This is a genomic window from Allopontixanthobacter sediminis (assembly GCF_009828115.1).
Classification (GTDB): Bacteria; Pseudomonadota; Alphaproteobacteria; order Sphingomonadales; family Sphingomonadaceae; genus Allopontixanthobacter; species Allopontixanthobacter sediminis.
Genome location: NZ_WTYL01000001.1, coordinates 1,122,453 through 1,144,066, shown reverse-complemented (window position 1 = coordinate 1,144,066; position 21,614 = coordinate 1,122,453). Strand labels below are relative to the sequence as shown.

Here is a 21,614-nt window from a genome sequence, read left to right as displayed (position 1 = left end):
GCAGCCTAGCCATGCGACCTGAATTTCCATTTCTATGAGCGATGCCGCAAATCATGAGATCCGGCCCCCGGCTGGCAAGGAAAGCGCACACGGCGCCTCCACCACGAAGCTGGCTGTGGGTGCCGTCGGTATTGTGTTTGGCGATATCGGGACCAGCCCGCTCTACGCGTTTCGTGAAACCTTCGTCGGGCACCACCCGCTCGCGCTCGACCAGCTGCATGTTTACGGTGTGGTCAGCCTGATTTTCTGGTCGATGACGCTGGTCGTATCGATCCAGTATGTGATGATCCTGCTGAGCGCGGACAACAAAGGTCAGGGCGGCAGCCTGGCACTGGTCGCGCTGATTTCCCGCACAATCGGCAAGACCAAATACGGCTGGTTGACCGTGTTGCTCGGCGTGATGGCGACTTCGTTGTTTTACGGCGACAGCATGATCACGCCGGCGATATCGGTCCTGTCTGCGGTCGAGGGGCTGACGGTCGTGCAGGAAAACCTTGCGCCGCTCGTCATTCCGATAGCCGTCACGCTGCTGGTCATCTTGTTCATCCTGCAGGCGCGTGGAACCCAGAAAGTCGCCGCCCTGTTTGCGCCGGTGATGATGGTCTACTTCGTCGTCATTGCCGGACTTGGGCTGGTGCAGATCGTGCAGAATCCCGGCATCCTGGCCGCGCTCAATCCGTGGTATGCGGTCCAGTTCTTCCTGACCGATGGTTTGCTGGCGTTCCTCGCGCTAGGTTCGGTTGTACTGGCCGTGACTGGTTCGGAAGCGCTGTATTCGGACATGGGCCACTTCGGACGCGGCCCCATGCGTCTGTCTTGGTTCGGCTTCGTCATGCCGTGCCTGCTGCTCAATTATTTCGGGCAGGGCGCAATGATTACCAGTCTTGATGCGGAAGCGGCGGCGCAGGCAATTCAGAGCCCGTTCTACTATCTGGCGCCCGAGATGTGGAGGCTGCCGCTGGTGATCTTGGCGACTTTCGCTACCTTCATCGCCAGCCAGGCCGTCATTACCGGCGCGTTCTCGATCACGCATCAGGCTATGCAGCTCGGCTTCATCCCGCGTCTCTCGATACGGCATACGAACGAGACGGAAGCTGGGCAGATCTACATCCCGGCCATGAACTGGGCGCTGATGGTGGCCGTTATCCTGTTGGTCCTCACGTTTCAGAACAGCTCCAGCCTCGCTTCCGCATACGGCATCGCAGTGACCGGTGCCGTGACGATCGACACATTGCTTATGGCGGTGTTGCTGGTCGGCGTGTGGAAATGGAAATGGTGGTACGCCGCCCCGGTTGTTCTGCTGTTCCTCGTTGTCGACGGCGCCTATTTTGCCGCCAACATGATGAAGGTTCCCGACGGGGGTTGGTTCCCACTGCTGATTGGCGCGATTGCCTTCACCCTGCTGACCACATGGGCCCGCGGACGCAAGCTGATGCGCGACCGGATGACGGAAGTTGCGCTGCCGATCGAGATTTTCGCGAAATCGGCGCATAACAGCGCGACCCGCGTTTCGGGCACGGCGATCTTCATGGCCTCGAGCACGGGCGGGGTTCCGTCTGCGCTGCTGCACAATATCAAGCATAACAAGGTCCTGCATGAGCGGGTCGTGATCCTGACCGTGCAGATTGCCGAAATTCCCTATGTCGACCCCGACTGCCGTTATGAAATCCACGATCTTGGCGAAGGGTTCTTCCGCGCCGTGATCCATTACGGCTTCATGGAAGAAACCGACGTTCCGGCTGCGCTTCGGCAGATGGAAATGTGCGGCGGAAAGTTCGACATGATGCAGACGAGCTTCTTCCTGTCGCGGCAGACGCTGTTGCCATCCGACAAGCCGGGCATGCCGATCTGGCGGGAGAAGATCTTCTCGTGGATGCTGCGCAACGCGGCAACGGCAATGGAGTTTTTCCGCCTCCCCACCAACCGGGTGGTGGAACTCGGCAGCCAGGTACGGATCTAGCTCAGCCCACCGGGGGCGGATTCTGCTCTTCTTCTTCCAGCCCTTCCGCGCCGAGGCCATTTCTCAGCAACATCGGTACCTGGGAAAAGGTGAACAGGAAGGTGAGCGGCATGAACACCCAGAACTTTGCCCACAGCCAGCTTTCGAAGCTGGCGAAAGCAACGATGCTTTCGTTGAGAACGGCCAGAAACAGGAAAAACAGGCCCCAGTTGCGCGACAGGACCAGCCAACCCTCGTCCGAGAGCCCCTCGAATGCGGCTTCGAGCAGAATCTTGAGGACCGCGCGGCCCATCCACCAGCCGATCAGCAAAGCGGCCCCGAATACCACGTAGACGACGGTCGGCTTCGCCTGGATCCACCGTTGGTCACCCGAATAGATCGTGATGCCGCCGAACACGATGATCAGTCCGGTGGACAGCCACAGCATTGGCGAAACCTTGCCAAGCCGCCACTTCGACACCGCGAGCGCGATGATCGCAGCGACCATGAACGCGGCAGTACCCTTGATCGTAGCGGCAATCTGCCCGGCCAGGTTTTCGCCGTCGGGCTTGGACCAGAGGTAGACGCCGAGGAAGACCAGCAGCGGGCCGTAATCGACCAGAACGTTCAGCCAGCCGGAACCCTGGCTTTTCTTTACCGGCGCGGAAGTCGGGGGTGTCTCATTGGGCATCAGGCAATTCCAGCTATGACTTTGGCAACCAGATCCGGGTCGAATGGCCGCAGATCGTCTATCTTCTCGCCCACACCGATCGCGTGGATGGGCAGCCCGTACTGCTGCGCCGCCGCGACCAGCACCCCGCCGCGCGCGGTACCGTCCAGCTTGGTCATGATCAGGCCGGTAACCCCGGCAACCTGCTTGAAGGTTTCGATCTGGGAGAGCGCATTCTGGCCGTTGGTCGCGTCCAGCACTAGGACCACGTCGTGCGGGGCCTCGGGATTGAGCCGGCCGAGGACGCGTCGGATTTTTTCCAATTCGTCCATCAACTCGCGCTTGTTCTGCAATCGGCCGGCTGTATCGACCACCAGCGCATCGATCCCCTGATCCGTTGCCGCCTTCAACGCGTCGAACACGATGCTTGCCGGGTCGCCGCCTTCCGGTCCGCGGATCAGCGGTACGTTTATCCGTTCTGCCCAGGTCGCCAGCTGGCCGATTGCCGCGGCGCGGAACGTGTCCCCGGCTGCGAGCATGACCCCATAATCGTCTTCCTGGAACAGGTGGGCCAACTTGGCGATGGTAGTCGTCTTGCCGCTGCCGTTGACGCCGATCACCAGGATCACCTGCGGACGGGGGAAGGCGGTGATTTCGAGCGGAATCGCGACAGGGCGCAGGATCTCGGCGATCTCTTCCGCGACCGCCTCCTTCAATTCCCGTTCGGTGATATTCAGACCGAAACGCTTGTCTGACAGGCTTGCGCGTATCCGCGCCGCTGCTGCGGGACCGAGGTCGGAGACGATCAGCGCATCTTCCAGATTGTCGAGTGTCGCGTCGTCCAGCCGGGCGGTGCCGACCACCCCGGACAAGTTGCTCGACAACCGTTCCGAAGTCTTGCGGAAGCCGCCGAAGACCCGCTCGGTCCAGCTTGTTTCGCTCATCGGAGCAAACCCTTTTCTTGTGTTTTCGGAATAATGGTCACGATCGTTCCGGCGGCCACGCCGTCCGGCACGGCCACCCGCGCAAAGTCTGGCGCATAGCCAGTTCCATCGCGTTCGGCGAGCACCTGGAGCGGCCTGCCAACATGAGTTTCCAACCATTCTTCGCGGCGCTCCGCCACCTGGGTACGCAATTCGGCGGCGCGGCGTTTGATAACCGGACCCAAAACCTGCGGCATTCTGGCCGCGGGGGTGTCGGGGCGGGGCGAGTAGGGGAAGATATGGCCGTGGACGATGTCCAGTTCCTCGATGATCGACAGGTTTGCGGCATGCATGGCGTCGTCCTCTGTCGGAAAACCCGCGATCAGGTCTGCGCCAATGGCAAGGTCCGGCCTCCGCTGGCGCAACCGGTATACGAGGTCGGCAGCATCGCGCCGCAGATGCCGCCGTTTCATCCGCTTCAGGATTAGGTCGTGGCCGTGCTGCAGCGACAGGTGCAGATGGGGCATCACGCGTGGTTCGGACGCGAACAGTTCGAACAGCAGCGGGTCCATCTCGATCCCGTCGAGCGAAGACATCCGCAGGCGCTGTAACGAAGGGAATTCTTCCAGGATAGCGAGCACCAATTGGCCCAGTGGAGGGCCGCCAGGGAGATCGCCGCCCCATGAGGTTACATCCACTCCGGTCAGGACGATCTCGGCAACTCCGCGGTCCGTGTAGCGAGCGACTTCCTGCAGTGCGCCGGGAATGGTCAGCGAGCGGCTCGCTCCGCGGCCCTGCGGGATGACACAGAATGTACAGGCGTGATCGCACCCGTTCTGGATTGCCACGAAACCGCGGGTATGGGCGGAAGGCACGGCCGGCGAGGCGGCGGGGACATTCCAGGCCCGCGCGTCGAGCTTGTCGGCATTGGCAATGAGCCCGTCGACTTCTGGCATCGCCGACAGCTGTTCACGCTCGATATCGGCCGCGCAGCCGGTAACCAGTAGCCGCGCGCCGGGCTGTTCTCGGCGGGCACGGCGGATGGCCTGACGGGTATGCCGGACAGCCTCCGCCGTGACGGCGCAGCTGTTGACCACCACGAGGTCCGCTTCGCCGGCAAGCATCGCACGAATCCGCTCGCTTTCCGCCAGGTTCAGCCGACATCCCAAGGTAATCACTTCCGCAGGCTTCATGCGTAGTCGCCCCAGTCGAAACTCCCCCGGAAGGATTCGCTTGCCGGCCCGGTCATGATGATCCGTCCGGCATCGTTCCATTCGATGGTCAGCATGCCGCCGGGAAGGGTTATCCGCGTCTCGCGCCCGACCAAACCCCGCCGCATGGCCGCAATCGCCGTGGCGCAGGCGCCGGTGCCGCAAGCGCGGGTCAGCCCGGCGCCGCGCTCCCACACCCGCAAGCGGATTGATTCGGTGCTCTCGACGGTAGCGACATTGACGTTGATCCCGGCTGGAAACAGCGGGTCGGTTTCGATGAGCGGTCCTAGCCGGTCGAGCGGAACAGTGTCGCAGTCCTCCACGAAGAAAACCACATGCGGGTTGCCGACGTTGACACTCGCCGGCTGGACCAGCCACTCCCACGCAACGGGCATGTCCAGCGTGTCCATCGCGTAGGCGAGGGGAATGCTGTCCCACTCGAACTTGGGAACGCCCATGTCGATCCGGGCGCCGTGGCCGACCGGTTCGATCGTGATAATTCCGCCGCTGGTTTCGACCTCCGCTTTTGTCCCGTGGAGCAAGGCGACCGCGCGCGAGGCATTGCCGCAGGCCTCCACTTCGCCGCCATCCGCGTTGAATATCCGCATGGCGAAATCAGCGATATCGGAAGGTTGAAGCAGTATTACCTGGTCGCACCCGATCCCGGTCTGACGGTCGGCCAATGCCGCGGCTACGGAATGGCTGATCGGCGGCAGCGGTTCGGCGCGGGCGTCCAGCATGACGAAATCATTGCCGAGGCCGTGCATCTTGATGAAGGGAACGCGCATGATCAAGCGCATCTATGCGTCCGTGGCCGGATCGTCCAGTTTTGCCTACGCCCAAGCTGGCTCCCCGCGCAATTCCGTTTAGGCGCCGCTGCTGCCCGCTTTAAGCTGAGGTTCGGAAAGATGGCCGTCGAGCGCAGCGGGTTGGGGGAATTCGGAGGGACCGATTGCCTTTGGGGTCCGATAGCGACCCAGCTTGGTCAGCCGTTCCTTTACCTGTTCGCTCGTTTCCGGCAGGCCGTAATGATAGCCTTGGCCCTTGAGCGGTCCCATCTTCTTGAGCATCTCGAGAGTTTCCTCATCTTCGATGCCTTCTGCGGTAATCGGGATCGAGAGCCCGTCACCCAGCGAAATAATCGCGTCGATAATCTTGCTGCCCGATTCGCCGCCGCCCCGTGCCAGATCGCCGACGAAACTGCGGTCGATCTTCAGGCGGTCAAAGGGCAGCGACTGCAATTGCGAAAGACTGGAATAGCCGGTTCCGAAATCATCGAGACTGATACGGATCCCCTGGTTACGCAGGCTGGTGATCATCGAGCGCACCAGCCCAAGGTTTTCGTGGAGGCAAGTCTCGGTGATCTCGATTTCCAGCCGCTGAGCCGGGAAATTGTGCTTTACCAGGAACTTCAGCATCTTTTGCGCAAACCACGGATCGCGCAGCTGGATTGGCGAGATGTTGACGGAAACGGTGATTGTGGGATCCCAGTGACTGGCATCCGACAGTGCTTGTTCGATCAGCTGGTCGGACAAGTCTCCGATCAGTCCCATTTCTTCAGCCACCGGGATAAAAATGTCCGGATTGATGATGCCAAGGTCGGACGAAATCCACCGTGCGAGCATTTCAAACCCTGCGATCTCGCCGGTATGAAGGTCGATCTGCTGTTCGTAATAAGGAACGAATTCGCCATTGCTCAGCCCACGGCGAATGCCTGCTTCCAACTCGTTACGCAGTCGCAGCTGATGCTCCATCCCGGCTTCGAACCAGAAGTAGCGGTTCCGGCCCTGCTTTTTAGCGTGATACATCGCGATGTCCGCGTAATGCAGCAGGCATTTGGCATCCAGCAAGCTGCTGGCGGGATCGGTATTTGTTTCGGTGGTGGAGATGCCGGCCGAAATAGTTATCTCGACCCCTTGTTCGCCGGTCGAAATAGGTTGCGAGACAGTATCGATCAATCGGTTGACCAGTTGATCGACCCGGCACCGGAAGGATTTTTCAAAGCTTATCACGCAGGCGAACTCGTCGCCGCCCAGCCGCGCCAGCAAGCTTCCAGTGGGTAACATCGTCTGGATACGCTGCGCGGTGGTCTTCAGGACCAGGTCGCCGACCTGATGTCCGTTGCAATCGTTGATTTGCTTGAAATTATCGAGATCGAACATGATGAAGGCGGTATGCTTTCCGGCCTGTTTGGATTGTTCGATCAATGCGTCGGTTTCCGGCGTGATGCTGCGACGGTTCAGACAGTTGGTAAGCACATCGGTTTCGGCCAAGAGCCGGGCTGATTCTTCCGCCTTCCGGTGCTGATCCAGTTCTGCCAGCAATTCGCTGTAGCGGCGCCGTCCGAAGATTATCAGCGCAATGTTCAGTAACAGCGCGTTGACGAGCATCAAGTCTGGACCAGATCCGACACCCGCCCAGTTCTTGAAGATTTCCGGCAAGACAGAACTTCCGATCCCGACGAACATCAGGATAGCCGATGCAGAGATGCCGAGCGCAACGAAGTCTCGCCCGGCTGCACACTGCTTATCGCTCATAGGGGCGGTCTTGTCAGTCATCTCTCTCGCGACTTCTGTAGCCTTCAGGACGGAGCTACTTAGTTCAGCATCATTAATACTAGGGGTAATAGCTGCGGCTACTAAACATCGGGTTAATGTCTTATGGTGGTAGAGTAATTGGTCAGGTAACCGCGTGAGGGGAAAGGGGGTTTGAGTATTATCCGCGGCAGGTAGCCGGGCGGTCGATTGGTCGCTATCCCTCCGGTAACCGAACCGATCAATGGAGTGCTTTAATGCCGCGTTACTGGCTGATGAAATCCGAACCCAATGTATATGGCTGGGACGACCTGATGGCAGAAGGCGAAGGGACTTGGGACGGCGTCCGTAATCACCGGGCCAAGAACAACCTTGCGGCGATGGAAGTCGGCGATCAGGTTTTCTTTTATCATTCGAATATCGGTCTGGAAATCGTCGGTATTGCTGAAGTCAGCGAGGCCGGCTTGACCGATCCGACCGATCCGGAAGGCAAATGGGCGGCCGTTCGTATCGTCCCCAAGACCAAGCTCCCGAAGCCGGTTACCCTGAAACAGGTCAAGGCCGAACCGCAGTTGGCCGAAATGGAACTGGTAAAGCTGATGCGCCTATCCGTCAGCGAGGTAAGGCCGGAGGAATGGTCAATCGTCCTGTCGATGGCGGGAATCTGATCGCAGCTTCGGGTGCTACCCGAACGCCGTGCTGCACAATCAGGCTTAATGTCCCGCCATGTGACGAAGCGATATTTTTCCGGGTAATATGGTTAGAACCGGGTTAACACCGACGCATGCGAAAAGCCTTGGTCCTGTCCGACGAATCTGCCCGCCATCCGTTCTTGGCAAGTCTGCCGCCGCATGTGCGAAAAGGTATCGATCCCGGCCCGGCCCGACCTCGCTGGGTGATCAGCCGGGAAGATGTCCGAGGGTTCTTCGGTGCCTATATCGCATGCCTTCTGGCCGTCATGATCTTTATTGCCTGAACCCCGCAGCCGGGTATCAGGCGCAGGTTGCGCGGAGCTCCGACTTGTAGAGCAGGCGTCCCAGCCACGCCGATACCAGGCACATCGCCGCGCTGAGCAGCAGCTGGTCGGTTACATCGACTCCGGCCATGCTCAGGCTGACGGCAAGCAGCGAACCGACCACCATGGCGCCTGAATTGACGATATTGTTCGCCGCGATCGTGCGCGCGGTCTGCGATTTGTCCACGAAGGTAGTCAGAAACGCGTATAGCGGGACCACGAACATCCCCCCGGCCACGGCGATGCCCAGCAGCGAAAGCAAAAGGGGCACGGCAAGCGGCTGGATCACAAATGTGGCGACGTCCATCAGATCGTCTGGCGAGTGCGGCACCCAGCTGCGGCACACAAAATAAAATGCCACCACGAACAGACCCATGACGATTACCGAGGCCGGCGAATAGCGCGCGGATACGGTACCCCTCAACAGTGCGTTGATCGACACCGAGCCGATTGCGACGCCGATGGAAAAAATTACGAGGAACAGGCTGGCCACTTCCTTGCTGGCAGTGAGAATATTCTTGGCGAGTGGAGGGAACTGGATGAATAGCACCGCCCCGATGGTCCAGAAGAAGCTGATCGCCATGATCGCCAGGAACACCCGGCGGTCGTCCATTGTCTTGCGAATGACCTGCAATGAGGAGCGCCACAGGTTCCAATCCAGCGGTTCCGCCTCGATCATCGGCGGTGCAGGAGGAACCTGCCGACCGGAGAAATAGCCAATGATAGCAGTGACGACTACGGCGACCGCAGCCCATTCCACCGCAATCCAGCCGGCAAGGATAGTACCGAACAGGATAGCGATATAGGTTCCGGCCTCGACCAGGCCGGTGCCGGCCAACACTTCGTCCTTATGCAGGTGCTGGGGCAGGATGGCGTATTTGATCGGACCGAAGAACGTCGAATGGACACCCATTGCAAACAAGGCCGCTAACATCAGGGGGATGGCAAGGCTCGCCAACGCGCCACCTTGCCACGCTAGGAACAGACCGGCGCCGCCGACGATCATGATCAGGATTTCGCAGAATTTCACGATCCGGATGATCGCGGCCTTGTCGCGCATATCGGCCAGTTGGCCGGCAAGGGCCGACAGCAGGAAGAACGGCAGGATGAACAGGCCCGATGCAATGGCGCTGAACTGGGCTTCGGCTTCCTGGGAGTTGTAGATGCTGTAAACCACGAACAGCACCATCGCGTTCTTGTACAGATTGTCGTTGAAGGCACCGAGAAGCTGGGTAACGAATAGCGGCAAGAAACGCCGGCTACGTAACAAATGCGTGGTCGTGGTCATATATTCCTGCCGCTGCCCCCAGGCTGCCCCCGAATTCGTGACGCTCTATAGCAATGCATTGCGTGAACAAGGGTAAAGGCAATTGCGCAGCGGAGCTTTGCTGCGGGCGTTTTGCGCGCTAGAGCGGCCGGGATGATGACGTTGCCCAACCTGCTGACCATGTCACGGATCGTGACAATCCCGCTGCTGGTCTTCCTTTTATGGTGGCCCGAATGGCGGCTGGGCTATGCGCTCGCATACGGCCTGTATTGCCTGATGGGCATTACCGATTATTTCGACGGGTATCTCGCCCGGTCGAACGGGGCGGTTTCGAAGCTGGGCCAGTTTCTCGATCCGATCGCTGACAAACTGATGATCGCCGCGGTAATCCTGGTGCTGACCGCGCAGGGATATCTTCGGGGTCCGTATGTCGGTGACATGCATGTTATCGCGGGACTGATCATCCTGATGCGCGAGATCGCTGTGTCGGGCTTGCGCGAATTTCTTGGCAGCCTGCAGATTTCCGTACCGGTCAGCAAGTTGGCCAAATGGAAGACAGCGCTGCAGCTAGTTGCGCTGGGCGGCCTGATCCTGGGCGGCGCAGTCTACGGCTCGCCGTGCCCTGCGTCATCGGATGTTTGCCAGACGTGGCCCGAAAACTGGATCCACCTGGTCAGCCTGACCGCCTTGTGGGCCGCCGCAATCCTCACCTTGATCACTGGCTGGGACTATCTGCGCGTCGGCCTGAAACACATGGACTGACAATAGCGGCAGTCCGGTTCATCCGGCCCGCAATTCTTCGGCGAGCAGCTTGAATTCTTCCGCGCGGGGAGAATTCTTGCGCCAGATTAGGGCAATCTCGCGGCTGGCGTTCTTGGTACTGAGCGGGCGAGCGACAACATCGGTGTTGTCCAGGATACCGGCATCAAGTGCCATCTGGGGCAACATGGTCAAGCCGAGGCCGTTGTCGACCATCTGCACCAGCGTGTGGAGGCTGGTGGCGATCATCGCCGCGCTGGAGCGCAATTCCGGTCGGTTGCAGGCCGCCAGTGCGTGCGCCTTCAGACAGTGGCCGTCTTCGAGCAGCAACAACCGTCCTTCATCGATCATCTCCGGGGGAACGATCGCCGGCGGGTCGCGGGGGTCATTCTTGGGGAACGCCACGAACAGGCGGTCGTCGGAAATATGTTCGTAATCGACGTCGCCTGTGGGGAAGGGCAGAGCAAGCAGCACGCAGTCGACCCGGCCATGATTAAGCGACTCGACCGCCGCATCGCTCGTTTCTTCCCGTAGGAACAGCTGCAACTGTGGTCGTTCGCGGCGCAGGCGGGGTAGCATTTTCGGCAGAAGGAACGGCGCGATGGTGGGAATCACGCTCATACGTAATTCGCCCGACAGCGGCTTGCCCGACGCCTGCACGAGATCGGACAATTCTTCCGCTTCCCGCAGCAGCCGGTGCGCTTTCGCGACCACTGTTTCGCCCAGCGGGGTGAAGCGGACAACCCGGCGGCTGCGTTCCACCAGCGTCACGCCCAGCAGCGATTCCAGCTCACGGATTCCTGCTGACAGGGTCGATTGGGAAACGAAGCTCGCTTCAGCGGCGCGCCCGAAATGGCCGTGTTCGTGCAGCGATACCAGGTACTGGAGCTGCTTGATCGTCGGAAGGTATGTGCTCATTCGGCGGCGTGCTGCGCCGGGAACGGTTCGTCGTCCCCCGGTTGGGCTCCATCGTCGGCGCCGTCGCTATCAACATCTCCCGAGCCGTCCGCCGTGGATCCGCCCGCGCCAAGGTGCGTCATGACCATTTTGCCGTCCTTGACGGTGAACGCCATCCGGCCTTCGACCAGTTCGAGCGCTTCCTTCCCGAACACGTCGTAACGCCAGCCTTCCAGGATCGGGAGTTTGCGAACCCCGGCCGCGAGCGCTTCCAGTTCGTCCGACTTGGTCAGCAGCCGCGAGGCTATGTCGATTTCCCGGCAGCGGATTTTGAGCAGCAATTTCAGCAGGTCGGCAACCAGGGCGCCTTCTTTGCCCAGCGGTGCCCCGCGACCGCCCTTTTCGGGCATTTCAGCCTTGGGCAGCGGTTCTGCGGTTTCCAGCACGTTCATCAGCCGCTTGCCAATGTCGTTGTCCTTCCACGAGTTCGACAATCCGCGCACTTTGGCGAGGTCTGCCTGCTTCTTGGGTGGATGACCCGCGAGATCGGCGAGTGTTTCGTCGCGCATGATCCGGCCGCGAGGAATGTTTTTGTGCTTGGCCTCGTTCTCCCGCCATGCGGCGATCGCTTTGAGGCGTCCGAGCACTTGCGGATTGCGGCCGGCCTGACGGATGCGCATCCATGCCTTGTCACCGTCCGCAGCGTAATTGGACGGGTCGGCGAGCTTCTCCATCTCGGCGTTGAGCCACGCGCCGCGCCCGGTCTTGATCAGCTTCTTGAGCATCTTCGGGAATATTTCGGACAGGTAGGTCACGTCCCCGATAGCGTATTCGATCTGCCGTTCGGTCAGCGGGCGGCGACCCCAGTCGGTAAAGCGCGCGCCCTTGTCGACCGTGATCCCCAGCCAGCTTTCCACCATGTTGGCATAACCGATCTGTTCCGACTGGCTGATCGCCATCATCGCGATCTGGGTGTCGAAGATCGGATGCGGGGTCTTGCCGGTCAGATTGTAGATGATCTCCACATCCTGGCCGCCGGCATGGAAGACCTTGAGCACGTCCTCGTTGTCGCACATCAGGTCGAGGAGGCTGGTCAGGTCGATGCCTTCTGCCATCGGGTCGATAGCCGCGGCTTCGTGTTCGTTGGCGATCTGCACCAGGCACAATTCCGGCCAGTAGGTATTCTCGCGCATGAATTCCGTATCGACGGAAACGAATTCGGATTTCGCGAGGCGTTCGCACAGTTCATCGAGAGCGCCGGTGGTGGTAATCAAATCATGTATTTTCATAACGTTTTTCTTTATGCGGGCGGAGTACCGCCCTCGGGCATGATGGCCCAGTTTCACGAAGCGTTGCCGCACAGCTTGACAAAGCCATGCGGTTCCCCTGTTAGCCCGCGCATCCGCACGGGGTGCGCAGCGCTCCGATTGCTTGCCGGTTATCGCGGCGCACTTAGCGTCATAGCCGCAAATTTGGAAAGATATTAGATGCACGCCTATCGTACCCACAATTGCGCCGCTTTACGCACAGAAAATGTCGGTGAGACCGTCCGTCTGTCGGGCTGGATCCATCGCAAGCGGGATCATGGCGGGGTGCTGTTCGCCGATTTGCGCGATCATTACGGCCTGACGCAGGTCGTCGTGGACGAAGATTCGCCCGCCTTGGCGGTCCTCGACGGCCTGCGGGTCGAAAGCGTTGTCACCATCGATGGCGAAGTGAAGGCCCGCAGCGAGGGTACCGTCAACGCGAACCTGCCGACCGGCGGGATCGAGGTCTACGCCCGTTCCGTAACCGTCCAGAGCCGCGCCGATGAATTGCCAATGCCGGTGGCGGGAGAGCAGGAGTATCCAGAAGAAATCCGCCTGAAGAACCGCTTCCTCGATTTGCGCCGCGACAGCGTGCACGCCAACATCATGCTCCGCAGCAACGTGATCGCGTCCCTTCGCCGCAGGATGGTGGACCAGGGCTTCACCGAAATACAGACCCCGATCCTGTCAGCTTCCAGCCCGGAAGGCGCGCGCGATTTCCTCGTGCCCAGCCGGATGCACAACGGCAAGTTCTATGCGCTGCCGCAGGCACCGCAGATGTTCAAGCAGCTGCTGATGGTCAGCGGGTTCGACCGCTATTTCCAGATCGCCCCGTGTTTCCGCGACGAAGACCTGCGCGCCGACCGCAGCCTGGAATTCTACCAGCTCGACCTCGAAATGAGTTTCGTTACGCAGGACGATGTCTTTGCGGCGTTGGAGCCGGTGCTTGGCGGCGTGTTCGAAGAATTTTCCGGTGGCAAAACCGTAACTCCGTCCGGCAGCTTCCCGCGGATACCTTACCGCGAAGCCATGCTGAAATATGGCAGTGACAAGCCCGACCTTCGCAATCCGCTGATCATCTCCGACGTGTCGCAACACTTTGAGAAATCGGGCTTCGGACTGTTCGAAACCATCGTCGGCAGCGGCGGGATCGTACGGGTCATCCCGGCTCCGGCCACGCATGAGAAAAGCCGCAAGTTCTTCGACGATATGAACAACTGGGCGCGCGGCGAGGGTTTTGCCGGGCTTGGTTATGTCACCCGCAAGGGCGGCGAGTTCGGTGGCCCGATCGCCAAGAACCACGGCCCGGAACTGATGGCGCAGCTGTATGACGAGCTAGGCCTGGGTGAAAACGACGGACTGTTCTTCGCCGCGGGCAAGGAAAAGGACGTCATCAAGTTGGCTGGCGCTGCCCGCACCCGCGTCGCAGAAGAATTAGGCCTGATCGAACAGGGCTGCTTCAAATTCTGCTGGATCGTCGATTTCCCGATGTTCGAATATGACGAGGACGCGAAGAAGGTCGACTTCAGCCACAATCCGTTCTCCATGCCGCAAGGCGAGATGGAAGCACTGGAAACGCAGGACCCGCTGGATATCCTCGCGTGGCAGTACGATATCGTCTGCAACGGGTACGAGCTGTCTTCCGGCGCAATCCGGAATCACCGGCCCGATATCATGTACAAGGCGTTCGAGATCGCCGGTTATTCGCTAGCCGATGTAGACGCGAACTTCTCCGGCATGATCAACGCGTTCAAATATGGCGCGCCGCCGCATGGCGGGTCTGCGCCGGGGATCGACCGGATCGTGATGCTGCTGGCGGACGAACCCAACATCCGCGAAGTCATCGCCTTCCCGCTCAACCAGAAGGGCGAAGACCTGATGATGGGCGCACCCAGCACCGTATCTGCGGCGCAGCTCAAGGAACTGGCGATCCGGATCGTCGAGCCACCAAAACCTGTTACCGCGGCTAAGCCTGCGGAAATCGGCTGATTTTTGTTGTGGGCGCGCACTAGTTTCGTGCATCCCCTTGCCAGCCAGCGTCCGGTTCATTAGGGCGACAGGAAAGTTTCAACCCCCAATTTGAGAGGGATAATATGTCCGATACTGCTGACCGCGTTTCCAAGATTGTTGTCGAACACCTCGGTGTAGAGGCCGACAAGGTCACCCAGGAAGCAAGCTTCATTGACGACCTGGGCGCTGACAGCCTCGATATCGTTGAATTGGTGATGGCATTCGAAGAAGAATTCGGTGTCGAAATTCCCGACGATGCCGCGGAAAAGATTACGACGGTCGGCGATGCCACCAAGTATATCGAAGAGCACAAGGGCTGATTGCCCATCCCGCCACGCTCGTCCGACGCCAGCGTGCTGGGCGGTCGGCGGGGTAACTGACAGGCTCGACCCCCATTCAGGGGCCGGGCCTGTTGCATTTCTGGACTGCCAGACTTTTTAGGCCGGATTTCAGGCCAGGTTTTTTGGAGAGTTTCATGCGCCGTGTGGTGGTAACCGGATTGGGCCTCGTCACTCCTTTGGGGGGCGATGTCGAGACGACCTGGGCGAACATCCTTGCGTCGAAAAGCGGCGCGAGCCGCATTACGCGGTTCGACGCTTCCGACCAGAAATGCCAGATTGCCTGCGAAGTGAAGCCGGCCGATCATGAATACGGCTTTGATCCTGACAAGCGGGTGGACCACAAGGTCCAGCGCCAGGTCGATCCGTTCATCATCTACGGCATCGATGCGGCCGGTCAGGCGCTCGAAGATGCCGGACTGGAAGACATGTCCCAGGAACTGCTCGAGCGGACGGGCTGTTCGATCGGTTCGGGCATCGGCGGTCTCCCCGGGATCGAAAGCGAATCGCTCGTGCTGCACGAACGCGGCCCCGGCAGGGTCAGCCCGCATTTCGTGCATGGCCGCCTGATCAACCTGATCTCAGGACAGGTTTCGATCAAATACGGTTTGATGGGCCCCAATCACGCGGTCGTGACCGCGTGCTCCACGGGCGCACATTCGATTGGCGACGCGGCGCGGATGATCCGTGAAGACGATGCCGACATCATGCTGGCGGGCGGCGCGGAAGGGACGATCTGTCCGCTCGGCGTGGCAGGCTTCGCACAGGCCCGGGCGCTCAACATGTCCTATAATGACCGTCCCGAACAAGCGAGCCGCCCCTATGACAAGGACCGCGACGGGTTCGTCATGGGCGAGGGGGCCGGTGTGGTCGTCCTTGAGGAATACGAGCACGCAAAGGCGCGGGGTGCGAAAATCTATGCCGAGGTGGTCGGCTACGGCCTGTCGGGCGATGCCTATCACGTCACCGCGCCCCATCCTGAAGGCAAGGGCGCAGAACTGGCCATGCGCATGGCGCTGCGCAAAGCCGGGATGGACCCGTCCGACATTGATTACATCAACGCCCACGGTACCTCTACCATGGCCGACACGATCGAACTGGCGGCGGCGATGCGGGTGTTCGGCAGCGACCTGTCCGGTGCTTCCATGTCGAGCACCAAATCCGCAATCGGGCATCTGCTTGGCGGGGCAGGGGCGGTGGAATCGATCTTCTGCATCCTCGCCATTCGCGACCAGATCGTGCCGCCAACGCTCAACCTCGACAACCCCGACGAAGGCACCGAGGGGGTCGACTTGGTCCCTCACATTCCGCGGAAACGGCCAGTCAACGCCGTCTTGAACAACAGCTTTGGCTTCGGCGGCACCAATGCCAGCCTGGTGATGAAGAAGGTCGACTAATATGGTTCGCCGCGGCTGTCTGGTTCTGGCCGCACTGGGCTTGTTGGCGCTGATCGCTGCGGGAGTGTTCGCGTCCGGGTGGTATGGCTCCGCCAATATCGAGGAAGACACGCCCTTTGTCGTTCCCGCCGGTTCGTCGCTGACCAGCGTGGCGCAAAAGCTGGAAGAAGAAGGGCTGATTGCGTCAGCCGACGGCTTCCTGCTGCGGGCCAAGATACTGGGCGGCGGTGATCCGATTCAGGCGGGTGAATTCCTGCTTCCCGCCGGTACCAGTCCGGCGAATATTCTCGAAGCGTTCCAGAGCGGCGATGTGATCCGTCGGTTCATCACCATTCCCGAAGGTATGCCCTCGATCATGGTCCACGAGCGGATCATGGCACAGCCGCTGCTGACCGGTACCGCACCGGTCCCGGCAGAGGGCTCTGTGTTGCCCGACACCTATGATTTCGAACGGGGTGAGAGCCGCGCCGCGGTACTGCAGCGGATGCAGGCGGCGATGGGCAGCACGCTCGCCGAACTGTGGGACAAGCGCGCGCCCGGTATCGCGGTAAAGACGCCGAAAGAAGCGGTCACTCTCGCGTCCATCGTGGAGAAGGAAACCGGCAAGCCTTCGGAACGCCGCATGGTTGCAGGGTTGTATTCCAACCGCGTCAAATCGGGCATGATGCTGCAGGCCGATCCCACGATCATCTATCCCATTACCAAGGGCAAGCCGCTTGGCCGCCGCATCCGCCAGTCGGAGATTTCCGCGGTCAACGGATACAACACCTATACCATGACCGGACTGCCGGTCGGGCCGATTACCAATCCGGGGCGCGTATCTATTGCTGCCGTCCTCAATCCCGCAAAAACCAGCGCATTGTTCATGGTCGCGGACGGGACAGGGGGCCACGTGTTCGGCGATACTCTGGACGAGCACAACGCCAATGTCGAAAAGTGGTATGCACTGCGCCGCCAGCGCGGCGAAATGTGACGACGGAAGCCGGCCGCGCACCGTTCATCGTGACGGCGCTGTTGCCGCCCGATCTCGCCGGCTGGGCCACGCGCCTTCGCACCGAGCACTTCCCGCCGGAACGCAACCATCTCAAAGCCCATGTCACGCTGTTCCACGCCCTACCGTATTTTTGCGCGGACGAAGTGCGCACGGCGCTTGCACAGGAAGCCGCCGAGATGGCCCCGGTGGAGGCGGAACTCATCGGGTTGATGTCCTTGGGAGGTGGAACTGCGCTTAAACTCTCCAGCCCGGCTATGCTCGACCTGCGGGACCGCTTGGCTGAGCGTTTTCATGGACTGCTGACAGGGCAGGACAGTCACCGACCAAGATTGCATGTGACGATCCAGAACAAGGTCAGGGCAAAAGAAGCCAAGGCGCTGCAGGCCGAATTGGAACCGCATATCACGCCGCGCCGCTTCCATTTTTCCGGACTAGGTCTCCACATCTATCGCGGCGGGCCATGGGAGCATGTGCGCGATTTTCCGTTTCGCGGTCGGTCTGCAGCGTTTCGTAGTTGACCCGCGCAAACTCGCGCCGTAAACGCGCCGCCTTGCCCGGGTGTTTGCGCGTCTGCCAGGCGTCCGGTTGCCCCACGGGGCGGAGTAGCTCAGCTGGTTAGAGCAGCGGAATCATAATCCGCGTGTCGGGGGTTCGAGTCCCTCCTCCGCTACCATAATCACACGATGATCGGTTTCCGGGCGTGCAATTTGCCGTAGGCGTTAACGCGACTGTTTCGTAGGGGCATTTTGCGCCAGATCAATTTCAGTTCGGCGTATATCCTATACCTTCAATAACATCGGTTCGGGGAAGGCTCCGGATGTATTGGCGGGAGTGTGACGAAATGAAATCCATCTTGTTCAACGCCTTCTCGGATGAAGGCCATTCAAAGAGACTTGACGTTGCGCTCGATCTTGCACGCAATTTCGATGCCAGTCTCACTGTCGTCAGTGTGGTCCCTTACGAAGTCCTGATCGGGGACGGATTGAGCGATGCCGCCTTTGCCGCGATGATCCCGATCTGGAGAGAGGAAGCTCGCGAGCTTCGCGAACAGACGGAACAGGACCTTGCAAACGAAGGCGTGTCCTGGAGATGGATCGAATCGTCTTCACCGGCAACCGACGCAATCCTCGAACATTCGCCCTTGGCGGATCTGATCATTATCGGCGCGCGAGATCCGCGACGGGGCGGCAGGGTGCCATCCCATACGGCCGGCGATTTGGCGATCCTGGCTGATTGTCCGGTATTGGTGCTGCCCGAAGCGCAATCCCGGTTCGATATCACAGCGCCAGCGCTAGTCGCGTGGGATGGGTCACCGGAGGCTTCGCATGCACTTAAGTCCGCTGTGCCATTCCTGAAAGAAAGCTCGGAAGTTTTCTTTGCATCCGTGAAGGAGAAGAAGGACGCTCGGTTCGATTTGCCGCCAGTCAGCGGCGCGGATTATCTTTCCCGTTACGGCATCCGGTCCGAAATCGTCGAGATTGCCGAAAGTTCGAAAGATGTCGCGACCCAGTTGACTGACGCCGCGCTGGCGCGCCGCTGCGGGCTGATCGTCATGGGCGCTTACGGGCGAATGCGGCTCGCGGAACGCATTTTCGGCGGGGTGACGCGGTCGATGCTGACCGACCTGCAGGTACCACTTTTGCTGCGCCATTGATTGCCGCGAGAGTTTGTATGGCCTCCTTCTCGGCGGGCTTGGCTGGTGACGTGCTGGTGCCCACGTCGTTTCGCAGTCGAGACCTTAGATCACCGGCGGCAACCGGGAACCGATCCATGTCATTGCGAGGCGGTTCGGTTTTTCGAACGAGGCGACATTCGGACGGGCTTTCAAGACCCGGTACAAATTGTCTCCGACGATGGCCTGAAGGGAAGCGGAACGCTGCAGGTCGACCGCCGGAATCGGGGAGCGGAGCGCCGCCGCGATGTCAGCGGAGGGCCAGTCGGCCGCCAATATGCCGGGACATAGTGTCCTTGCGGAGAAGACAGATTGATCGCCGAGATCGAGAAACCCAACAGGGTTTCTTTCCGGCAAGCCGGTCTTTCAACGGCGATCGCGGCAATCGTTCTTCTGCGAACCTACGAGCGAGTAACTGTCGTGGTTCCGTCATCGATCTTTTCCGCCCCCGACATGGAAGGCGAAACGCTGGCTTTCGGCGGGCAGGACAACCCGATCCACAAGGCGCTCCACGATCTCGTCGTACAGGAATGGCCTGGTTTCCTGGTGTGGAAAGACGGTGCGTTTTGCACGGTCGAGCAGCCCGTTGCCCTGATAGATGCCCAGCAATGTCTGATCGCCCTGATGGACCATGGCCGGCTCATAGTGCGCAGCACAGTCACGGACGGGATAGTTCTTCCGCAAATCGGATTGGTCAGAGAACCATGCCTTATCGTCGAGGGATTGCAGCAGGGCGGCCTCGATCTGCCGGTATTGTATGAGCCGAGCGGCCATAGCACTGACTTCAATCAGTACCTTCCCATCGGTACGGGCCGCACGATGGTCCGCTCGCGCCCTGTTACCATGGGTTCTGTCCGTGAGCCGGATTCAAACCCGGACAAGCTGGTCCGGATCCTCGCCGCGCTGGTTCGGGAAGCGACCGAGGGTGATGCGGGGTAAATTCTGCAATCATTGATCCCGCATCACCGTGTAAGTGGTTATATCGGGCTAAACCACGAACGTTCCGTCGATGCGGCGCAGCACGGAGGCGCTTTCGTCCGACAGCGAATCCGGCAGCAACGCTTCCGGCATGTCCTGATAGGAAACCGGGCGCAGGAAGCGGTCGATCGCGAGTGTTCCGACGGAGGTGCTGCGACCGTCGGACGTGGCGGGGAAGGGGCCGCCGTGGACCATTGCATGGGTCACATCGACGCCTGTCGGCCACGCATTCGCGATCACCCTTCCGGAACGCTCCTCGAGGATCGGAAGGAGCTTGGCAGCTTCCGGATAATCGGCGGGTTCCATATGGAGCGTCGTGGTCAGCTGTCCCTCCATCGCCTCGAGGATTTCGGCAAGTTCGGCCAGACTGGCGCAACTTACTATGATCGAGCTGGGGCCGAAGACTTCCTGTTCGAAGGCGGGGTTCTTGCGAAATGCCTCGGCCGATACGGTGTATACCACGGCCCGGCCGCAGGGACCTGAACCCTCGGCGCCTTCTCCTACAAGCTGTGCACCGGCCTGCTGGCTCAAGGTTTGCACGCCCTTGTCATAGGCCCCGTGGATGCTGCTGGTCAGCATGGTCTGGGCGGGTACCTGGGTGAGCGCATCGGCGGCCGCAGCGACAAATCGTTCGAGCGCGCCGCCCGCAACTGCGAGAACGATCCCGGGGTTGGTGCAGAACTGGCCAGCACCCAGCGAGAGCGAGCCGACATAGGCTTTCGCCAGTTCTTCGGCAGCGCTTTCCATGCGGGCAGGCATCAGTACGACCGGGTTGATGCTGCTCATCTCGGCATAGACCGGGATCGGCACCGCACGCGCCGCGGCATATTCCAGCAGCGCGAGTCCGCCCGCGCGTGATCCCGTGAACCCGACCGCAGCGATTCGCGGATCCTTGACTAAGGCTTCCCCGAGTCCGTAGCCGGTACCGTTGAGGAGCGAGAATACGCCGGCGGGAAGGCCGCATTCCGCCACCGCCTCGGCGATTGCGGTCGCGACCATTTCCGATGTGCCGGGATGGGCGGGATGCCCCTTCACGACGACGCAGCAACCCGCTGCAAGCGCCGATGCGGTGTCGCCGCCTGCCACCGAGAAAGCGAGGGGGAAGTTGCTCGCCCCGAACACCGCAACCGGGCCAAGCGGGATCTTGCGCAGGCGGAGGTCCGGCTTGGGCGGAGTCTTCGAAGGATCGGCATGATCGATCCTGAGGGCCTGCCAAGCGCCGTTCTCGACCTCGGCGGCGAACAGTCTCAACTGGCCCACCGTGCGGCCTCGCTCGCCGTTGAGGCGAGCTTCCGGCAAGCCGCTCTCGCTCATCGCACGCTCGGTCAATTCGCTGCCGAGGGCATCGATCTTGTCCGCTATGCTGCGCAGAAATGCTGCACGATCTTTGCGCGGCAAATTCCCGAATACCCGCTGCGCTTCGGCAGCCGCGGCGCAGGCGTCGGCGACATCCTTTGCGGATGCCTCCTGGAACGAGGGTTCGATCGTGTTGCCGCTGGCTGCGTCGTGTGCGCGGAATTCGCCAGTGCCGGTGCGCCAGTCCCCGGCGATCAGATTTTTGCCATGAAGCATGTAGAGTTCCCTTCAGCTTGATTGTTGATGGCGCGAAAAGGCTGCTTGCCTTCGCGCAAATTTCCGTCAAAGGTAGCGCTAACATAATTGGCTGTTGTTGCAACAGTGCAGCCGGGGAGAGGGAATTTGGA

19 protein-coding genes and 1 tRNA gene are annotated in these 21,614 nt (G+C 60.5%); 11 read left to right on the top strand and 9 right to left on the bottom strand.

Annotated features, from left to right (window positions below; all coding sequences use genetic code 11):
* Positions 1-22: 22 nt before the first annotated feature.
* Entirely contained in the window at positions 23-1,960 is a 1,938-nt protein-coding gene (locus GRI65_RS05570; RefSeq protein ID WP_408609030.1) for a potassium transporter Kup, read from the top strand.
* Position 1,961: 1 nt separating this feature from the next.
* On the opposite strand, the gene GRI65_RS05565 is transcribed toward GRI65_RS05570, so the two are convergent.
* The 5 genes from GRI65_RS05565 to GRI65_RS05545 form a co-directional block, all read right to left on the bottom strand.
* Complete coding sequence (locus GRI65_RS05565) at positions 1,962-2,630, bottom strand: inner membrane-spanning protein YciB (protein ID WP_160755474.1); 669 nt, start codon at positions 2,628-2,630, stop codon at positions 1,962-1,964.
* Positions 2,630-3,553 carry a signal recognition particle-docking protein FtsY gene (ftsY, locus tag GRI65_RS05560; RefSeq protein WP_160755473.1) on the bottom strand — a complete coding sequence of 308 codons (924 nt, stop codon included), beginning with the start codon at positions 3,551-3,553 and terminating at the stop codon, positions 2,630-2,632. Before ftsY ends, GRI65_RS05565 begins: the two co-directional genes overlap by 1 nt.
* Complete coding sequence (locus GRI65_RS05555) at positions 3,550-4,725, bottom strand: MiaB/RimO family radical SAM methylthiotransferase (protein ID WP_160755472.1); 1,176 nt, start codon at positions 4,723-4,725, stop codon at positions 3,550-3,552. The genes ftsY and GRI65_RS05555 overlap by 4 nt, the downstream gene beginning before the upstream one ends.
* Entirely contained in the window at positions 4,722-5,531 is an 810-nt protein-coding gene (dapF, locus tag GRI65_RS05550) for a diaminopimelate epimerase (protein WP_160755633.1), read from the bottom strand. The genes GRI65_RS05555 and dapF overlap by 4 nt, the downstream gene beginning before the upstream one ends.
* Positions 5,532-5,609: 78 nt before the next feature.
* A complete protein-coding gene (locus tag GRI65_RS05545) occupies positions 5,610-7,280 on the bottom strand; it encodes a putative bifunctional diguanylate cyclase/phosphodiesterase (protein ID WP_232843924.1) in 1,671 nt (556 codons plus the stop codon).
* A gap of 254 nt (positions 7,281-7,534) precedes the next feature.
* On the opposite strand from GRI65_RS05545, the gene GRI65_RS05540 reads away from it, so the two are divergent.
* Complete coding sequence (locus GRI65_RS05540; RefSeq protein WP_160755470.1) at positions 7,535-7,945, top strand: EVE domain-containing protein; 411 nt, start codon at positions 7,535-7,537, stop codon at positions 7,943-7,945.
* 324 nt (positions 7,946-8,269) lie between these two features.
* Here GRI65_RS05540 and GRI65_RS05535 read toward each other — a convergent pair whose 3' ends face one another.
* Positions 8,270-9,580: an MFS transporter gene (locus GRI65_RS05535; protein ID WP_160755469.1), complete on the bottom strand. Its 1,311-nt coding sequence runs from the start codon at positions 9,578-9,580 to the stop codon at positions 8,270-8,272.
* Positions 9,581-9,712: 132 nt separating this feature from the next.
* Between GRI65_RS05535 and pgsA the strand changes: the two genes are divergently transcribed.
* A complete protein-coding gene (gene pgsA / locus GRI65_RS05530; RefSeq protein WP_160755468.1) occupies positions 9,713-10,321 on the top strand; it encodes a CDP-diacylglycerol--glycerol-3-phosphate 3-phosphatidyltransferase in 609 nt (202 codons plus the stop codon).
* 18 nt (positions 10,322-10,339) lie between these two features.
* On the opposite strand, the gene GRI65_RS05525 is transcribed toward pgsA, so the two are convergent.
* Positions 10,340-11,236: a hydrogen peroxide-inducible genes activator gene (locus tag GRI65_RS05525; protein WP_160755467.1), complete on the bottom strand. Its 897-nt coding sequence runs from the start codon at positions 11,234-11,236 to the stop codon at positions 10,340-10,342.
* On the bottom strand, positions 11,233-12,504 hold the full coding sequence (gene rnd / locus GRI65_RS05520; RefSeq protein WP_160755466.1) for a ribonuclease D: 1,272 nt from the start codon (positions 12,502-12,504) through the stop codon (positions 11,233-11,235). The genes GRI65_RS05525 and rnd overlap by 4 nt, the downstream gene beginning before the upstream one ends.
* Before the next feature lie 198 nt (positions 12,505-12,702).
* Between rnd and aspS the strand changes: the two genes are divergently transcribed.
* From aspS to GRI65_RS05480, 8 genes are all read left to right on the top strand, one after another.
* Positions 12,703-14,511 carry an aspartate--tRNA ligase gene (aspS, locus tag GRI65_RS05515; RefSeq protein ID WP_160755465.1) on the top strand — a complete coding sequence of 603 codons (1,809 nt, stop codon included), beginning with the start codon at positions 12,703-12,705 and terminating at the stop codon, positions 14,509-14,511.
* 104 nt (positions 14,512-14,615) lie between these two features.
* Positions 14,616-14,852 carry an acyl carrier protein gene (locus tag GRI65_RS05510; protein ID WP_160601236.1) on the top strand — a complete coding sequence of 79 codons (237 nt, stop codon included), beginning with the start codon at positions 14,616-14,618 and terminating at the stop codon, positions 14,850-14,852.
* A gap of 155 nt (positions 14,853-15,007) precedes the next feature.
* Positions 15,008-16,267, top strand: a complete 1,260-nt coding sequence (gene fabF, locus GRI65_RS05505; protein WP_160755464.1) for a beta-ketoacyl-ACP synthase II — start codon at positions 15,008-15,010, stop codon at positions 16,265-16,267.
* Position 16,268: 1 nt separating this feature from the next.
* The gene (gene mltG, locus GRI65_RS05500) at positions 16,269-17,240 is read left to right on the top strand and encodes an endolytic transglycosylase MltG (RefSeq protein ID WP_160755463.1); all 972 of its coding nucleotides are present in this window, start codon (positions 16,269-16,271) and stop codon (positions 17,238-17,240) included.
* Positions 17,237-17,779 carry a 2'-5' RNA ligase family protein gene (locus GRI65_RS05495; protein ID WP_160755462.1) on the top strand — a complete coding sequence of 181 codons (543 nt, stop codon included), beginning with the start codon at positions 17,237-17,239 and terminating at the stop codon, positions 17,777-17,779. Before mltG ends, GRI65_RS05495 begins: the two co-directional genes overlap by 4 nt.
* 78 nt (positions 17,780-17,857) lie before the next feature.
* Positions 17,858-17,934, top strand: a tRNA-Met gene (locus GRI65_RS05490).
* Positions 17,935-18,102: 168 nt separating this feature from the next.
* Positions 18,103-18,915, top strand: a complete 813-nt coding sequence (locus tag GRI65_RS05485; RefSeq protein ID WP_160755461.1) for a universal stress protein — start codon at positions 18,103-18,105, stop codon at positions 18,913-18,915.
* Between the two features lie 330 nt (positions 18,916-19,245).
* Positions 19,246-19,872, top strand: a complete 627-nt coding sequence (locus GRI65_RS05480) for a hypothetical protein (RefSeq protein WP_160755460.1) — start codon at positions 19,246-19,248, stop codon at positions 19,870-19,872.
* 48 nt (positions 19,873-19,920) lie between these two features.
* On the opposite strand, the gene GRI65_RS05475 is transcribed toward GRI65_RS05480, so the two are convergent.
* Positions 19,921-21,483 (bottom strand): aldehyde dehydrogenase (NADP(+)), encoded by a 1,563-nt coding sequence (locus tag GRI65_RS05475; RefSeq protein ID WP_160755459.1) that lies wholly within the window; start codon positions 21,481-21,483, stop codon positions 19,921-19,923.
* Between the last annotated feature and the right edge of the window lie 131 nt (positions 21,484-21,614).

Coding starts and splice junctions, on each gene's coding strand:
- GRI65_RS05565 (WP_160755474.1), bottom strand. CDS start 2,630: ATGCCCAATGAGACACCCCCGACTTCCGCGCCGGTAAAGAAAAGCCAG.
- ftsY (WP_160755473.1), bottom strand. CDS start 3,553: ATGAGCGAAACAAGCTGGACCGAGCGGGTCTTCGGCGGCTTCCGCAAG.
- GRI65_RS05555 (WP_160755472.1), bottom strand. CDS start 4,725: ATGAAGCCTGCGGAAGTGATTACCTTGGGATGTCGGCTGAACCTGGCG.
- dapF (WP_160755633.1), bottom strand. CDS start 5,531: ATGCGCGTTCCCTTCATCAAGATGCACGGCCTCGGCAATGATTTCGTC.
- GRI65_RS05545 (WP_232843924.1), bottom strand. CDS start 7,280: ATGAGCGATAAGCAGTGTGCAGCCGGGCGAGACTTCGTTGCGCTCGGC.
- GRI65_RS05540 (WP_160755470.1), top strand. CDS start 7,535: ATGCCGCGTTACTGGCTGATGAAATCCGAACCCAATGTATATGGCTGG.
- GRI65_RS05535 (WP_160755469.1), bottom strand. CDS start 9,580: ATGACCACGACCACGCATTTGTTACGTAGCCGGCGTTTCTTGCCGCTA.
- pgsA (WP_160755468.1), top strand. CDS start 9,713: ATGATGACGTTGCCCAACCTGCTGACCATGTCACGGATCGTGACAATC.
- GRI65_RS05525 (WP_160755467.1), bottom strand. CDS start 11,236: ATGAGCACATACCTTCCGACGATCAAGCAGCTCCAGTACCTGGTATCG.
- rnd (WP_160755466.1), bottom strand. CDS start 12,504: ATGAAAATACATGATTTGATTACCACCACCGGCGCTCTCGATGAACTG.
- aspS (WP_160755465.1), top strand. CDS start 12,703: ATGCACGCCTATCGTACCCACAATTGCGCCGCTTTACGCACAGAAAAT.
- GRI65_RS05510 (WP_160601236.1), top strand. CDS start 14,616: ATGTCCGATACTGCTGACCGCGTTTCCAAGATTGTTGTCGAACACCTC.
- fabF (WP_160755464.1), top strand. CDS start 15,008: ATGCGCCGTGTGGTGGTAACCGGATTGGGCCTCGTCACTCCTTTGGGG.
- mltG (WP_160755463.1), top strand. CDS start 16,269: ATGGTTCGCCGCGGCTGTCTGGTTCTGGCCGCACTGGGCTTGTTGGCG.
- GRI65_RS05485 (WP_160755461.1), top strand. CDS start 18,103: ATGAAATCCATCTTGTTCAACGCCTTCTCGGATGAAGGCCATTCAAAG.
- GRI65_RS05475 (WP_160755459.1), bottom strand. CDS start 21,483: ATGCTTCATGGCAAAAATCTGATCGCCGGGGACTGGCGCACCGGCACT.